The organism is Umezawaea endophytica (assembly GCF_025061645.1).
Lineage (GTDB): Bacteria > Actinomycetota > Actinomycetes > Mycobacteriales > Pseudonocardiaceae > Umezawaea > Umezawaea endophytica.
Genome location: NZ_JANYMP010000005.1, coordinates 323452 through 338797, shown reverse-complemented (window position 1 = coordinate 338797; position 15346 = coordinate 323452). Strand labels below are relative to the sequence as shown.

Here is a 15346-nt window from a genome sequence, read left to right as displayed (position 1 = left end):
TTCTACGGCGGCGAAGGGATCGGAAGGCGTGGTCGACCACACAGCCGTGCTCATCGTGGGCGCTGGGCCCGCGGGGCTGGTGCTGGGCAACCTGTTGCGGGCACAGGGGATCGAGACGCTCATCGTGGAGCGGGCCGAGCGGGAGAAGGTGGAGGCCAGGGCCAGGGCGGGGTTCCTCGGTCCGCACAGCGCCAGGGTGCTGGTCGAGCACGGGCTCGGCGCGCGGATGCTCCACAAAGGACTGTCGCACGGCGTGTGCGCGTTCCGCGGTGGGAGCGGCGAGTTCGAGCTGGACTACGGCCGCCTCGGCCGGGGCGGGGCGCACACGGTGTACCCGCAGCAGGACCTGGTCACCGACCTGATCGCGGAGTACCTCGACCGGGGCGGCGACCTGCGGTTCGGCGTCACCGTCACCGACGTCGACGCGCGGACGGCCACGATCGGCTACCGGGACGCGAACGGCACGGGCCGGGCGACGGGCCGGTTCCTCGCCGGGTGCGACGGGGGAAACGGCGTGACCCGGCGGGCCATGCCCGCATCGGCGACCCGGCTCCGCCAGGACCACGGGGTCGCCTGGCTGGCGGTGCTCGTCGAGGCCCCGCAGAGCATGGCCGCGGTCACCTACGCCATCCACGACGACGGGTTCGCGGGCCACATGGCGCGCAGCCCCGACGTGACGCGCTACTACCTCCAGGTGGCACCGGACGACGACCCGGAAACCTGGACGGACGACCGGGTCTGGGCCGCGCTGGACACCCGCATGCGGACCGCCGAGTTCGGCCCGCTGCGCCGGGGCGGGATCACCGAGCGCCGCGTCGTGCACCTGCGCTCCGAGGTCGTCGACCCCATCCAGCACGAGCGGATGTTCCTCGTCGGCGACGCGGCCAGCCTGATCAGCCCGGCGGCGGCCAAGGGCGCCAACCTGGCGATCATGGAGGCCGAGGTGCTGGCCCGCGCGCTCGTCGACGCGCTGGCCCGCGACGACCACGACGCTCTCGCCGCCTACTCGCGGACCTGCCTGCCGCGCATCTGGCGGGCGCAGGAGTTCTCCCGCTGGATGGTCGAACTCCTGCACGGCCCGTCGGCCGCCACCGCCGACGCGGGCTTCCAGCGGGCACTGCGCCACGCCCGCCTCGACGGCCTGCGCGACTCCCACGCCCACCAGACCTCCTTCGCCGAGCACTACGTCGGCATCTGACCAACGGGGACACACCATGATCACGACAACACCGCCGCTGCTCGCCACAGCCGACCTCGTCCGCGTCGTGGCGGCGATCGACCTGCTCGGTGCCAACGACACCGCGTCGGTGCTCGCCACCGCCCTGCCATCGCTGGACGAGGAGCACCGCACCGCACTGGCGGGGCACGTCACGATCGACCACGTGGCACTGCTGATCTTCCCGGAGACCCTCGACGGTCTCGTCGAGGAACTGGCCGCACAAGGGATCCGGGTGGGCGGGATGACGCCGAGCGTCGTCGTCCGCGACCGGCTGAGCGTCCGGTACGACGTGCCGCCGCACGAGCTCGAGGTCGGCATCCTGCGCTCCACGGTCACCGACCGCGTGGGCCGACCGTGCGAGCTGGAGATCTTCGCGGTGGTGACACCGCCGCGGTGGGCGCACATCGCCGAGGACGAACGGCGGCACAGCAGGGAGGCCCACTTCGCGCTGGCCGTCCGGCGGGCCGATGCCGTCCTGCTGCGCGGACTCCGCGCGACCATCGCCGCCGCCATGCGCCCGGACGGTGGCGGCTACAACGGTGCCGAGGACCGCACCGTCCTCTACTTCCGCGACGCGCACGGCGCCGACCCGGCGTTCCGGCGGCTCGAACTGTTCTGCACCGGCAGGCTCACGCGGCTGCTCGCCACCCACCAGCGCGAGTCGTGCGCGGGCACCGAACTGCTGCGCCTGCTGACCGGCGCCTGGGCGACGCAGGCCATCGCGACCGCCGCCGAACTGCGGCTGCTCGACCACGTCGAGACGACCCCGGACCTGCCGGACCTCGCCGCCGCCACCGGGACCGACCAGCACAGCCTGGCCCGGTTGCTGCGCTACCTGGCGGCGCTCGGCGTCGTGCACGCGGCGGGAACCCGTTACGGCGTAACGGAACTCGGCGCGCTGCTGCGCTCCGAGGCGGCGGGCTCGATGCGTCCGCTCGCGCTGATGTACGGCGGCCCGTTCTACCGGTCGTTCGCCGCGTTCACCGAGGCCGTCCGCAGTGGAGGGGAGTCCTACGCGAAGGTGTTCGGCAGCCACCACTTCGAGCACATGGCCGCCGACCCCGAGCTGGCCGAGCTGTTCCACCGGTCGATGGCCGCGGGCAACGCCGTGTTCGCGGGCGTCCCCGGTGTCTTCGACTTCTCCGCCGCGCGCACGGTCGTCGACGTGGCGGGTGGCAACGGCGAACTGCTGTCCCGCGTCCTGCACGCCAACCCGGCGCTGCGCGGCGTGCTGATGGAGCGCCCGCACGCGCTGACCGCGGCGCGGACCCGGCTGGCCGACGTCGCCGACCGCGTCACGCTGGTGCCCGGTGACTTCACCGAGTCCGTGCCCGGCGGCGGTGACGTCTACCTGCTGTCGCGCGTGCTGCACGACTGGGACGACGAGCGGTGCCGCACCATTCTGGCCGCGTGCGCGCGGACCATGCCCGAGCACGCCGAACTCCTGGTGGTCGAACGCCTGCTGCCGGAATCGGGGGACGTCGACTCGCTGGCCATCCCGTGGGACATCCACATGCTGTGCAACACCGGCGGCCGGGAGCGCACCGGCGCACACTACCGGGACCTGCTCGCCGGCGCGGGCTTCGAGGTGGTCGAGACCCACCCGCTGCCGCTGGACGCGCACCTCGTGCGCTGCCGCCGGTTCCGGACCGCCGAGCGGTGAGGACGCGCGCCGCTACCCGTTCGCGGGGCGGCGCAGGAGTCCGTCGGTCACGAGGGTGATCAACGCGTCGGCGCACTCCGTCGCGTCGGCGAGGGAGTCGACGGCGAGGGAGATGCCGTTGGCGAGGCGCAGGACGTCGTCGACCGTGGCGTTCGGGGCGACCGAGCCCTCGCGGTGGGCGCGGGCGAGGAGCTGTCGAGCGGCTTCCCGGATCATGGTGTGGGGGGAGAAGCGCGGGTCGGACGCGTACCCCGTGAGGGCGGGGCCGAGTCCTCGCGTGGTGGCCGCGTGGGCCACCACGGCACGCAGCCACGTCACCAGGGCCGTCCCGGCCCCCGGCGCGGTCAGCAGCTCGTCCGCCAGGGCGCACAGCGTCCGCACGCGGTCGTGGAGCACGGCCTCCAGCAGTTCCGCGCGGCTGGAGAAGTGCCGGTGGAGGGTGGCCGACCCGACCCCGGCGCGGCGGGCGACCTCCTCCAGGGACGCCTCGGGTCCGGCCTCGGCGATCACGGCGCTCGCGGCGGCCACCAGCCGGTCGCGGTTGCGCTGCGCGTCGGCCCGTCTCCTGGGGTGTTCTCCCATCCGTCCGACACCTCCTTGATAAGTGGGGTGGGTTCTCCGTATCGTAGCAAGCTGAAACCGGGGTTCCCCCTCCACTTACTGCCGGGAGACGAACAGTGCGAATCGGGTTGGCTATTGGTGACGTGCGCGGTCCCGCGAGCGTGGAGGAGGTCGTCGACCAGGCGCGGGTGGCGGCGGACGCCGGGTTCGCCACGGCCTGGGCGAGCCAGGCGCTCGGCTGGGACGCCCTGACCCTCGTCGGGGTGGTCGGGACCGCCGTCCCCGAGATCGCCGTGGGGACGGCGGTGGTCCCCGTTCCCCAGCGGCACCCGCTGGTGCTGGCCGGGCAGGCGCTGACGGTGCAGGCCGCGGTGGCCGGACGTCTGACGCTGGGCGTGGGCGTGGGGATCGGCGCGATGGTGTCGGGGATGTTCGGGCTGCCCACCGACCGGCCCGTGCGGCGGATGCGGGAGTACCTGGAGGTGCTCGGCCCGCTGCTGCGCGGCGAAGCGGTCGACCACCGCGGGGAGGCGTTCACCGCCGTGGGCGCGGTGTCGGTCGACGGCGACGTGCCCGCCCCGTCGGTGCTCGTCGCGGCGATGGGGCCGCGCATGGTGCGCCTGGCGGGAGAACTCGCCGACGGGACCGCGACCTGGATGACGGGACCGAGAGCGCTGGGCGAGCACGTCGTCCCGGCGATCACCCGTGCCGCGGCCGATGCCGGGAGACCGGCCCCTCGAGTCGTCGCGGGCCTGCCCGTCTGCGTCACCGACGAGGCCGACGACGTTCGCGCCCGGATCGCCGAGCGGTTCGCGCTCGCCGCCCAGGTGCCCGAGTACCGCGCGACCCTGGACCGAGAAGGCGCGGCCGGGCCGCAGGACGTCGCGATCGTCGGCACGGAAACCGAGGTGGCACAGGCACTCGCCCGACTCCGCGACGCGGGCGCCACCGAATTCCTGGCCGCGCCCTGCGGAACCGCCGAGGAACAGGCCCGCACCATCGGCGTGCTGGCCGACTGGGCTCGCTGACCGGCGGGGGAACTACGCCAGCGCCTCGAGGCGGGCACGGGCGCGGCGCACGGCGTACTCGTGGTCGGCGCGTTCGGGGCCCGCGCCGTTGCGGCCGTGGTACATGACCAGGCGCACCTGTTCGCGCTGGAGGTCACGCAGCGCCTTGGAAGCCTTGCGCCCCTTGGCCTTCTTCACCTCCCCGCGGGCGTGGCGGCGGTACCTCAGCGACCGCAGGCCCTTGCGCTCCTCGGGCGTGATCAGGTCGTTCGAGACGAAGTGGTCGGCGAGGACCGTCAGGTAGGAGCCCTCGTCCCGGCCCGCGAGCCGCCAGATCAGGAAGCCGACCACGGCCACCGGAACGGCTTTGACCACGGTCGAGGGGACGAACCCGAGGTCGGTGAAGAACGGCGAGTTCCAGAAGAAGTGCAGCGACCACGCCGCCGCGAACGCCGCCGCGGCCACACCGAGGCGCTGGGCGAACGGCTTGTGCCGACGGGTCAGGAAGTACCCGACGCCGAACGCGGCGACGGAGGTGTACATGGCGTGGCTCCAGAGACCGCTGACGACACCGCGGACGCCCAGCATCAGGGCGACGGGCAGCACCGCGTTGTCGGTCGGGAACGCGATGGCGGTGTTGATGGAGTACGACAGGTCTTCGAGGACCTGGAAGCCGAGGCCGACCACGGCACCGGTGGCCACCACCGACAGCAGCGTGGGGAACTGGTTGCGCGCGACCAGGACCAGCAGGACGACGCCCAGGACCTTAAGGGTCTCCTCGACGGTGGGACCGGCCAGCGCGGGACCCCACTCGGCCGCGTACCGCGGACCGCCCAGCTTGGCCGCGAGCGAGAAGATCGCGCCGTTGGCGGAGATGGCCAGGTAGGTCGCGGCGAAGCCGCCCCACGCGAACGCCAGCGCGAAGCCGAGCGGCGGGTGTAACTCGAACAGGTCCAGCGACCGGAGGAACAGCAGCACGGGAATGGTGTAGAGCGTCCACACCACGACGCCGAACAGCACCGCCGCGGGCACGACGCGGTAGGCGGTAAGCAACTGGGTGGCCTCGAAGAACAGGCCGTTGGCGAGGAAGAACAGCACCACCCAGAACGCCGCGCGCCGGGGCTGGAAGAAGCTGTCGACACCGACGGGGGCGAGCGGACCGGGGGTGGTCCCGAGCTGCGTCACGGGCGCGCTCCCGTCATCCGGATGCTGTCGACCATCTCGTCGATCTGGCCCGCCGACTGCTGGTAGGTCTCCTGAGCGCTGGGGCCGACGGCGACCACGGACACGTCGGTCCGCTCGTCCACCACCACCCACGCCCGGCCCTGGACGTGCGAGCCGACGTAGGCCAACTCGACCCCCGTCAGGCCGCCGTTGGTGTGGAAGGACGTCCCGTCCCCGGTCAGCCGGATCGAGCCGTCGGCGGTGATGCCGCGCCGGGTCCGCTCGACCTCCCCGGCCACCGTGCCGTCCCACTCGCGCACGGTCACGGAGAACGAGCCTCCCCGGCCCGCCACCTGGGACTTGCTGCCCGGAGTGGTGCCCTCGCGGATCAACGACCACCCGTCGGCGGGCACGTAGGTGACCCCCTCGCCGACCTCGATCGTCGTTCCCGGCGCTATCGCCTCGGCCCCGGAGGTGTTGGCGTCGACGACGACCAGCGTGCCGACGAGCAGGACGACCTCTCCGCGGCGGGCATCGGTCGGGAGGACTGGTGCGTCAGGACCAAGGGACTCGGTTGATCGTCGGGAAGGTCGGCCTGCTGACCGAGTCGCCGGTGGGGCCGGGGGTGCCAGGGTTTTCGCATGAAGATCACGAGACTCCTCGGCGCGGTGCTCGCCGGGCTGGTGCTGGTTCCCCTCGTGCCGGGGATCGCGGTCGCCGAGACCCCGCGGTGGCAGCTCTGCCGGGACATCGCGAACCGCTGGCCCTCCACCGACGAGCGCACCGAGTGCGCGGTGGTGACCGTGCCCGTCGACTACGCGAAGCCGGACGGGCGGACCGTCGACATCGCGATCAGCCGGGTGAAGGCGTCCGGCAGCCGCGAAGGCGTCATCCTGGTCAACCCCGGTGGTCCCGGCGGCTCCGGGATGGAACTGCCCAACAGCCTCCTGCGGTCGGAGGCGGCCGGAATCGGGGTGCACCACGACCTCATCGGGTTCGCGCCGCGCGGTGTCGGCTACAGCGCGGCCGTGGCGTGCGAGGACGACTGGACGCAGCCGGACCCCTCCCTGTCGGAGAAGGAGAAGGCCCGCTTCGAGGCCGATCGCGACGGCCGCAACCACCAGCGCTGCGTGGCCGAGGACCCGGAGTTCGTCCGGAACCTCACCACGGCGACCATCGCCCGTGACATGGACCGCATCCGGATCGCCCTCGGTGAGGAGAAGATCGGCTACTACGGCATCTCCTGGGGCACCGCGCTCGGCGCGCAGTACCGCACCCTGTTCGACGCCCACGTCGACAAGATGCTGCTCGACTCGGTGATGCCGCCGGACCTGGACCTGGTCGAGATGGACCGCGCCCAACTCACGGCGCGGGAGAACACGTTCGCCGAGTTCGCCGCCTGGATCGCGCGTCACGACGACGTGTACCGCTTCGGGACGACCCAGGCCGTCGTGACCAAGGCGCTGCTCGACCTGCGCGCACGGCAGACGAGCAGGCTCGACGCGTTCGACGGCCTGCTCACCGAGACGCGGCGGGACTGGGCTTCCTCGGCCCGGCGACTCGTCGCGCTCCGCGACGGCGCCTCCACACTGGAAGCCTTGCCCCACCAGGAGAAGCGCGGGTTCGGCTGGGACGCCGACCAGACCGGCTTCAGCCCGTTCCAGCAGACCTCTGTGCTGTGCAACGACTCCGCTGGCACGCGTGACTTCGACGAGGTCTGGACCGCCCGGCTCCGGCTGATCGAGTTGCTGCCCCTCTCCGGCCGGTACGGCTCCGAGGCGGTCCGCTGCGTCGGCTGGCCGATCCCCGCCCAGCCGTGGCGGTTCACCGGCGGCTCCAGCCCACTGCAACTGGTCGGGCACCTCTACGAGCAGGTGACGCCGATCGGCTGGGCGCGGGAGACGCGGCAGCGGATCGGCGGCGCGCTGCTGACCGTCGAGGACGACACCCACGGTTCGCTGGACACCCTCCCGTGCGCGGCGAAGGCCGTGGAGTTCTTCGACACCGGCAAGGTCTCGAACGACTCCTGCCCCGGCGCTCCCACGCCCCCCGCGTAGCCGGGGTCACCGCTCCCAGGCACCCGCCGCCGCGGCCCGGACGACGTAGTCCTCGAAGGGCCTGGACGCCCGTCCCAGCAGGGTTTCCAGGTCCTCCGTGGTGGTGGCGAACAACTTCCGCTCCATCAGCACGAACATCTCGGCGAGGTGGTGGGCGTCCTCCTCGGCCAGGCCCTCCCGGACCAGCGCCGCCGCGTAGTCGGCGGGGGAGATCGTCCGGAAGGTCATGGGCCGCCCCGACGCCAGCGAGATCAGCCCGACGGCCTCGGTGAAGGTGAGCGCGCGCGGCCCGGTCAGCTCGTAGGTGCGGCCCGCGTGCCGACCGGGCTCGGCCAGCACCCCGACCACGGCGTCGGCGAGGTCCTCCAGGTCGACGAACGGCTCGGGGACCGCGTCGGCGGGCAGCGCCAGTTCGCCCGCGACGAGCGGGGCGTGCCACGCCTCCTCGTCGAAGTTCTGCTGGAAGTTGTTGGCCCGCACCACGGTCCACTCCAGCTTCGAGCCGCGCACGGCCTCCTCGGCCGACCGCATGTCCAGCCCGAAGGTGGAGTCGCCCCAGTGATCGGCGCCCCGCCCGGAGAGCAGGACCAGGTGCCGCACCCCGAGGGCCTCGGCCCTGGCCACGAACTCGTGCACCGGACCTGGCACGCTCGGGGGCACCACATAGACGGAGTCCGCGCCGCGCAGTGCCGGGTCCCAGCTACCGGGGTCGGTCCAGTCGAAGCGGGTCCGGCCGGACCGGGACGCGGCCCGCACGGTCGTGCCGCGCAGCCGCAACCGGGCGGTGACCCGTCGGCCGGTCTTGCCGGTGGCGCCGAGGACGAGGGTGGTGTCAGTGGTCATGGCTCCGATCCAACCGGGTCGAGTCGGACGGATCCATGGGTGGGAAGCCGGGTTGCCTGTCCAATCGTCCAGCCTCGTCGGTGTTGATTGAGATCCGATTCCCGACGGCAGAGGCAGGACGTCGGGCATCCAGCGGCGCGCGACAGGTCAGGACAGCTTGGCTACCGGGGTGTCGCGCGGGGTGCCGGAGGCCTTTCGGTAGGCGTCCACGACCTCCGTCACGACGCGGTCCCAGGAGTAGCGGGCGCGGGCGCGGTCCACGCTCGTGATCGCGCAGATGTCGCGCCGCACGGGGTCACCGATGAGGTCGCGCAGCGCTTGGCCGAGTGTCGCGGGGTCGCGCGGGGGGACGAGCACGCCGGTGAGGTCGTCGAGGACGATGTCGGCCAGCGCTCCCGCCGCGGTGGCGATCACCGGGACGCCGCACGCCATCGCCTGGAGCGCGCCGATGCCGGACGGTTCGCGCGAGGGCACGCAGACGGCCACGTCGGCGGAGCGCAGCAGCGACGGCAGGCTCGCGCGCCGCACCTCGCCGGTGAACTTCACCCGCTGCTCGACCCCGTGCTCGCGGGCGAGTCGGACGAGCCTGCTCATCTCGGTGTCCTCGCGCGGGACCGCGGACCGGATGGGGCCCACGACGAGCAGTTCGGCGTCGGGGACGGTGGAGATCGCCTCGATCACGGTGTCGAACCCGCTGTGCGGCGCCACCGCTCCCAGCGCGAGCACGCGGGGCGCGACGCCACGGGGCGCGACGGGCCCTTCGGGGCTGAACACCCCGGTGTCCACGCCCCACGGCACCAGCGACATCCTCGCCTTGGGCACGCCGATCCGGGACAACGCGGTCGCCTCACCGCCGCTCGCCGCGATCAGGTGGTCCGCGGCGAGCACGATCGTGCGCTCCAGTTCCGCCAGGTTGGACGTGCCCGGCCCGCCACCGGGTTCGAGGCCGTGGAACGACTGCGCGAGCGGGGCGGCGGACTCGCGCACGGCGAGCCCGGACTGCCAGGAGTGCAGGTGCACGACGTCGGGGGTGTGCTCGCCCCACCGCTGGTCGAGGGCGGCCGCGAACTCGTCGAGGTGGGGCAGGAGTTGGGCCTTGGACAGCGCGGTCGGCGGCCCGGCGGCCACCCGGACGACCTCGAAGGTCGAAGAGGACCGCGCGGAGTCCGCGGACGTCCGACGGATGTGGAGCGCGACCCGGTGGCCCTGGCGGTGCAGCGCACCCGCGAGGTCGGCGATGTGCGCCCGGTACTCGGCGGACTCGGTCTCCCACGCCGCCGCGACCAGGTCGACCGCCAGGGACGACCTCCGCACGGGCGGCGTGACGGCCTTCCGGTCGGCGATCCGCGACACGACCGCGAGAGGTGGGCGCACCCGCCCGTTCACGGGTGCCCCGGCCATCCGCACCCCGGCCGCCTCCGCCTTCGCGGTGCGGCCCGCCAATTCGTCCGCCAGCTTCACCGCCGTGATCTCGGGGGCTTCCGCCAACACGCGCAGCACGGAGCCCTCGTCGCCGATGACCAGTGGACGCCTGGCCGCCCGGTGCGGCGCCACCACCCACATCGTCGCGCCTCGCACGGCGCACTCCAGGTGGGCGGTGAGCAGCGCCGCCACGCCCGCGGCGGCCAGGAAGCGCACCCCGCCCAGGTCGACGACCAGGTCGCAGGGGTCGCGCACCAGCGTGCGGGCGTGGCCAAGCCGTTCGGCGAGGTGGGCCGCCGTGGTCATGTCGACCTCGCCCGCCACGGTGACCACGACAGCGCTCCGGCTCACCGACACATCGACGTCGAGCAGTTGCATGGACGTGTCCCCGTTGCTTCGAACCGTGGCCTGCGCCACTACCGATCGGACAACGGCTGTTTGCTCAACCGCGCTCTGAGACCGTCGTACCACCGGCCGTTCGACCCCTGCACGACGAGATGGCGCTCATTCACTCGTTCGGAGTAATCCGGTCGGTCAGGTGGCGAGCGCCAGGGAACAGGACAGCTCGGCCCACACGGTCTTGCCGACCCGGCCGAGCGTGACCCCCCACTTGCGGGACAGGCGGTCGACCATGACCAGCCCGCGCCCCCGCATGGCGTTCAACCGCGACCTCCCGAGCACGGGCAGGTTGTCGCGGCTCGCGTCGTCGACCTCGATCCGGACCGTCGCCGGGTCGCCCAGCAGCCACAGGTGCAGGTGTCCCGGTCTCCTGCCGTGGTCGTAGGCGTTGCTGACCAACTCGGTCACGACGAGTTCCGCGTCGGTGACGCAGTCGGGGTCTTCCCGGTGCAGAGCGGCCCGGACGAGTCGCCGCAGCTCGTGCAGGGGTGCCTTCGTCCATTCCCGCAGGTCGACGCTGAGAGCAGGCCTAGACGGCGTTCCCGTTGTGTCCACGTCAGCCTCCGCGTTCCCGTGAGCTCCGTTGGCTCGGGGGTTACCCGTCGGAGCGGTCCGGTACACGCGGTCGCCGCCGTCCGGCACCGGCGGGCGCGGCGTCAGGCCCGCTCGGTGAACACGTGGCGGACCCGTTCGCGCAGCCAGCCGTGGGTGCGGTCGCGGTCGTTGCGCGGGTGCCACGCCATGCCGAGCACCAGCGGCGGGAGTTCGAACGGCAGTGCGAACGTCCGCAGGCCGAGCACGTCCAGCGTTTCGCGCCCCGTCGTGGCCGGGGCGACGCACACGACGTCGGTTTCCCGCGCGAGGAACAGCGAGGCGGCGTAGGTCGGGACGACGGCGGTGACGCGCCGGTGCAGGCCGAGGTCGGCGAGCACCTCGTCGATCGGGCCGCGCGGGCGCCCGCGGCGCGACACCGCGACGTGGTCGGCCGCGGCGAACCGGCGCGCGGTCACGGCGCGGCCGGACACGAGGGGGTGCGTCGCGCGGACCACGCCGACGAGCGATTCGGTGACCAGTGCCTCGTCGCGGATCTCGGGGTCGGCGCGGCCCAGGACGCCGACCTCCAGGTCCACCAGGCCCTCGCGCAGCGCGGGTGTGTCCTCCAGGGTGTCCGGCCGGAACCGCAGGGTGATGCCGGGGGCCTGGGTGCGGACGTCGGTGATGAGCTGCGCCATCACCGTGGTGGCGAACAGGTCGCTGATCTGGAGGTCGAACGTCCGCACGATGGAGGCGGGGTCGGCGGCGGGCGCCGGTGCGAACAGCGCCCTGGCCCGCTCGGTGACGGCGCGCACCTCGCCGCGCAGCTCCAGCGCGCGCGGCGTCGGCACGAGGTCGCGGCCCGCCCGGACGAGCAGCGGGTCGTCGAGGATCCGGCGGAGCCTGGCCAGCGTCCGGCTCATCGTCGGGGCCGAGGTGTGCAGGCGTTCAGCGGCGGCGGTGACGCTGTTCTCGGTCAGCAGCGCGTCGAGCGCCACGAGCAGGTTCATGTCCAGGGATTCCACGCCCCGATTATCACCGGTGAAATGACACCATGCCAACGTTGTGCTGGCGGGCAATCCGTTTTCCTCCTACCGTCGGGGACACACCCCGACACACCAGGAGGAAATCCCCGTGCACATCCGCTTTCCCTTCTCCAGCAACGACTTCCGCGAAGCGGGTGCCCTCTGATGCGGGTGGTCGTGATCGGCGCCGGGATCATCGGCCTGACCACCGGGCTGGCACTGCGCGACGCGGGGTTCGACGTCCTGGTCTGCGAGCAGGCGCCCGAGATCCGGGCCGCCGGGGCGTCGCTCGGGTTGTGGCGCAACGCCCTCGCGGTCTACGACCGCCTCGGGGTCGGTGATCAGGTCGCCGCCATCGGCAAGCCGAGCGGGATGTGGTTCCACGACCCGACCGGGCGGCTGATGGAACCGGCCGGCTACTCCCCGGCCGACCACCACTACCTCCTGGTGCACCGGGCGAAGCTGAACGACCGGCTGGCCGACGCGCTCGGCCACGACAACATCCGGCTGGACGCGCGCTTCGTGCGCTACGAGGAGTCGCCCGACCGCGTCGTGGCGCACTTCGCCGACGGCAGCAGCGAGGAGTGCGACCTCCTCGTCGGCGCGGACGGCGCGTACTCGGTGGTGCGGGCCCAGCTCGTCCCCGACAGCGAGGCCCGCGAGCACGTCGGCCACCACGCGTGGCGCGCGGTGCTCCCGGACGTCGGGGATTCGGTCACTTCGGACGTGCTGGTCGTGGGCGACCGCGGTTTCCGCGGCGGCTACGCGCGGACCTACGACGGGGGCGCGTTCTGGCTGCTGTCGCAGTTCAACGCGCCCGAGCTGACCGGAACCGTGAAGCAGCAGTGCCTCGAACGCGCACGGGACCTCGACGTCGACGGGTGGAACTCCACGCTGTCCCGGCTGATCGAGTCCACTCCGGACGACAAGATCCTGCACAACCAGATCATGGTGGTCCCGCCGCTGTCCCACTGGGTCTCGGCGCGGGTCGCCCTGGCCGGGGACGCCGCGCACGCCATGTCGCCGCACATCACCGCGGGCGCGACGCTCGGCGTCGAGGACGCGGCGCTGCTGGTCGATCGCCTGACCCTGCACGGGGACGTGCCCGCCGCGCTCGTCGACTACGAGGCCGACCGGATCCCGCACTACGAGGAGGTCGCGCGTCGGTCCGCCGCCGTCGAGCACTCCACGACACCGGACGAGTTCGCCGCGGCCTACGCCTCGTTCAGCAACTGGATGATGACGCGGGAGTCCACTGTGGACGTGCCGCGGTGATCGCGACGATGGACGACGCCGTCGCTGTGCCGATGCGGGACGGCGTCCTGCTGGCCACGACCGTCTGGCGGCCCGCGAGCACCGGGACCTTCCCGGCGCTCCTGGTGCGGACGCCCTACGGCAAGGACGACATCGGCCTGTACGGGAACACCAAGGCGCCTGACGTCCTGGCGCTGCTCCGGGCCGGGTACGCGGTGGTGGCCCAGGACGTGCGCGGCACGGCGGGCTCGCCGGGCGTGCTCGTCCCGCACGCCGCGGAAGCCGACGACGGTGTCGACACGATCGCCTGGCTCGCGGCGCAACCGTGGTGCGACGGCAGGATCGGCACCTGGGGCGGCTCCTACCAGGGCATGGCCCAGTGGCACACCGCCGCGGCGGCACCCCCGGCGCTGCGGGCGATGGTCCCGCTGATGGCGTCGGCCGACCCGTACCGGGCGCCGTGGTACTCGCCCGGCGGAGCCCTGTCCCTGGACACGTTCCTCACCTGGGCCCACCGGGCGGCCCTCGGCGCGGTGCGCCGCGCCGCACCCTCCGACGGCGAGCGGGCGGAACGGTTGACGAACGCGCTGCTCGACCGGTCCGCGCTGCTCGACCGGCTGCCCGTCGGCGACCACCCCCTCCTGCGCGACCTGCTGCCGTGGGCGGCCGATGTACTCGACCACCCGTCCCGCGACGAGTGGTGGCAGGGCCTGAGCCCCGCCGAGCGCTACGGCGCCATCACGGTGCCCGCGCTCGCCGTCGGCGGCTGGTACGACCCGTTCCTGATGGGGACGATCGACTCCTACGTCGGGATGCGGCGGCACGGCGGCAGCGCCGAGGCCCGTGACGGCCAGCGGCTGCTCATCGGCCCGTGGGGGCACGCCGACGGCGCGGACCTCGGCGAGTTCCCGGACCGCTCGTTCGGCCCGGCGGGCGCCGTGGGGGCCGCGGACCTGACGGAGGCGCACCTGCGGTTCTTCGACCGCTGGGTGCGCGGCCGGGAGGACGCGCTGGAGGGAACCGCGCCCGTGCGGATCTTCGTCATGGGGATCGACCGCTGGCGGGACGAGGCCGACTGGCCGCTGCCGGACACGCGCTACGTCGACCACTTCCTGTCCAGCACGGGGAAAGCGGGGACGAGCGGCACGGACGGCTCGCTGCTCACCACCACGCCGGACGCCGACGGGCGCGACGCGTTCCGGCACGACCCGCTCGACCCGGTGCCCACCCTCGGCGGCCCGGTGATCGCGGGCCCCGGCGCGTGGGCGGGCCCGGCCGACCAGCGCCCGGTGCGCGACCGGCACGACGTGCTGTGCTTCACCTCGCCGGTGCTAGACGCGCCGCTGGAGGTCACCGGGCACGTCCGGCTCGTGCTGCACGCGTCCTCGTCCGCGGTGGACACCGACTTCACCGGCAAGCTGGTCGACGTGCACCCCGACGGGCGGGTGATCCTGCTGTGCGAGGGGATCCAGCGGGTCCGGTACCAGAGCGGCCCGCTGCGGCCGGGTGAGCCGGTCGAGGTCGTCGTCGACCTGTGCGCCACGTCGAACGTCTTCCTGCCCGGCCACCGGATCGGGCTGGAGGTGGCGAGCAGCAACTTCCCCCGCTACGACCGCAACACCGGCACCGGCCGCGCCGTCGCCCTCGACGGCGGGGCCGACGCGGTGGTGGCGCTGAACACCGTCCACCACGGACCGTCGAGGCCGAGCCGCCTCGTGCTCCCGGTGGTGGACCGGTGAGCGCGGTCGAGGACCGGCTGGCCGTGATGGACGTCGTCGCGCGCCTCGCCCACGCGCAGGACGACCGGGACTGGGACGCGCTGCGGGAGCTGTTCGCCGACGAGGTGCGCCTGGACCTGTCCGGGCAGTCCGGCGCCGCGCCGGTCGACCTCACCGCCGACGGGCTGGTGGACAAGGCGCGTTCGGTGCTGGAGGGGTTCGACGCCCTGCACCACGCGGCCTCCCTCCCGCTCGTCGAGGTCGACGGGGACCGGGCCACCTGCCGGGTGCACGTCGTCGCCTACCACCACGTCCCCACCGACGGCGTCGACTTCTGCACCATGCGCGGTCGTTGGGAACTCGGGCTCACCCGCGGCTCCGGCCGCTGGCTCGTGCACCGGTGGGCCGTCGTGCGCACGGCCCCCTGGGAGGGCTCGCCCGACGTGTACCGGATCGCCGCCGACCGCAGGACCACGTGAG

General features: G+C 73.2%; 14 protein-coding genes. 7 read left to right on the top strand and 7 right to left on the bottom strand.

The window, feature by feature from the left end; translation table 11 throughout:
• The first annotated feature begins 28 nt into the window (after positions 1-28).
• Both NZH93_RS13675 and NZH93_RS13670 read left to right on the top strand, forming a co-directional pair.
• Positions 29-1198, top strand: a complete 1170-nt coding sequence (locus tag NZH93_RS13675; RefSeq protein ID WP_259623412.1) for a 4-hydroxybenzoate 3-monooxygenase — start codon at positions 29-31, stop codon at positions 1196-1198.
• Between the two features lie 16 nt (positions 1199-1214).
• Positions 1215-2882 carry a methyltransferase gene (locus NZH93_RS13670; RefSeq protein WP_259623411.1) on the top strand — a complete coding sequence of 556 codons (1668 nt, stop codon included), beginning with the start codon at positions 1215-1217 and terminating at the stop codon, positions 2880-2882.
• A gap of 12 nt (positions 2883-2894) precedes the next feature.
• Here NZH93_RS13670 and NZH93_RS13665 read toward each other — a convergent pair whose 3' ends face one another.
• The gene (locus NZH93_RS13665; protein WP_259623410.1) at positions 2895-3464 is read right to left on the bottom strand and encodes a TetR/AcrR family transcriptional regulator; all 570 of its coding nucleotides are present in this window, start codon (positions 3462-3464) and stop codon (positions 2895-2897) included.
• 95 nt (positions 3465-3559) lie between these two features.
• Between NZH93_RS13665 and NZH93_RS13660 the strand changes: the two genes are divergently transcribed.
• Positions 3560-4471, top strand: coding sequence for a TIGR03564 family F420-dependent LLM class oxidoreductase (locus NZH93_RS13660; protein ID WP_259623409.1), 912 nt, complete (start codon positions 3560-3562; stop codon positions 4469-4471).
• A gap of 12 nt (positions 4472-4483) precedes the next feature.
• Here NZH93_RS13660 and NZH93_RS13655 read toward each other — a convergent pair whose 3' ends face one another.
• Both NZH93_RS13655 and NZH93_RS13650 read right to left on the bottom strand, forming a co-directional pair.
• On the bottom strand, positions 4484-5635 hold the full coding sequence (locus NZH93_RS13655; RefSeq protein WP_259623408.1) for a PrsW family glutamic-type intramembrane protease: 1152 nt from the start codon (positions 5633-5635) through the stop codon (positions 4484-4486).
• Complete coding sequence (locus NZH93_RS13650; RefSeq protein ID WP_259623407.1) at positions 5632-6027, bottom strand: hypothetical protein; 396 nt, start codon at positions 6025-6027, stop codon at positions 5632-5634. Before NZH93_RS13650 ends, NZH93_RS13655 begins: the two co-directional genes overlap by 4 nt.
• A 228-nt stretch (positions 6028-6255) precedes the next feature.
• Between NZH93_RS13650 and NZH93_RS13645 the strand changes: the two genes are divergently transcribed.
• Positions 6256-7671 (top strand): alpha/beta fold hydrolase, encoded by a 1416-nt coding sequence (locus tag NZH93_RS13645; protein ID WP_259623406.1) that lies wholly within the window; start codon positions 6256-6258, stop codon positions 7669-7671.
• A gap of 6 nt (positions 7672-7677) precedes the next feature.
• On the opposite strand, the gene NZH93_RS13640 is transcribed toward NZH93_RS13645, so the two are convergent.
• The 4 genes from NZH93_RS13640 to NZH93_RS13625 form a co-directional block, all read right to left on the bottom strand.
• A complete protein-coding gene (locus tag NZH93_RS13640; protein ID WP_259623405.1) occupies positions 7678-8514 on the bottom strand; it encodes an NAD(P)H-binding protein in 837 nt (278 codons plus the stop codon).
• 147 nt (positions 8515-8661) lie between these two features.
• A complete protein-coding gene (locus NZH93_RS13635) occupies positions 8662-10314 on the bottom strand; it encodes a glycosyltransferase (protein ID WP_259623404.1) in 1653 nt (550 codons plus the stop codon).
• A 156-nt stretch (positions 10315-10470) separates the two neighbouring features.
• Positions 10471-10890 (bottom strand): ATP-binding protein, encoded by a 420-nt coding sequence (locus NZH93_RS13630; RefSeq protein WP_259623403.1) that lies wholly within the window; start codon positions 10888-10890, stop codon positions 10471-10473.
• Positions 10891-10991: 101 nt separating this feature from the next.
• Complete coding sequence (locus NZH93_RS13625; protein ID WP_308214195.1) at positions 10992-11894, bottom strand: LysR family transcriptional regulator; 903 nt, start codon at positions 11892-11894, stop codon at positions 10992-10994.
• A gap of 165 nt (positions 11895-12059) precedes the next feature.
• On the opposite strand from NZH93_RS13625, the gene NZH93_RS13620 reads away from it, so the two are divergent.
• From NZH93_RS13620 to NZH93_RS13610, 3 genes are read left to right on the top strand one after another with little or no spacing between them, the layout of a single operon-like run.
• Positions 12060-13169, top strand: a complete 1110-nt coding sequence (locus tag NZH93_RS13620) for an FAD-dependent oxidoreductase (protein ID WP_259623402.1) — start codon at positions 12060-12062, stop codon at positions 13167-13169.
• On the top strand, positions 13166-14887 hold the full coding sequence (locus NZH93_RS13615; RefSeq protein WP_259623401.1) for a CocE/NonD family hydrolase: 1722 nt from the start codon (positions 13166-13168) through the stop codon (positions 14885-14887). Before NZH93_RS13620 ends, NZH93_RS13615 begins: the two co-directional genes overlap by 4 nt.
• On the top strand, positions 14884-15345 hold the full coding sequence (locus tag NZH93_RS13610) for a nuclear transport factor 2 family protein (protein WP_259623400.1): 462 nt from the start codon (positions 14884-14886) through the stop codon (positions 15343-15345). Before NZH93_RS13615 ends, NZH93_RS13610 begins: the two co-directional genes overlap by 4 nt.
• Position 15346 lies beyond the last annotated feature (1 nt).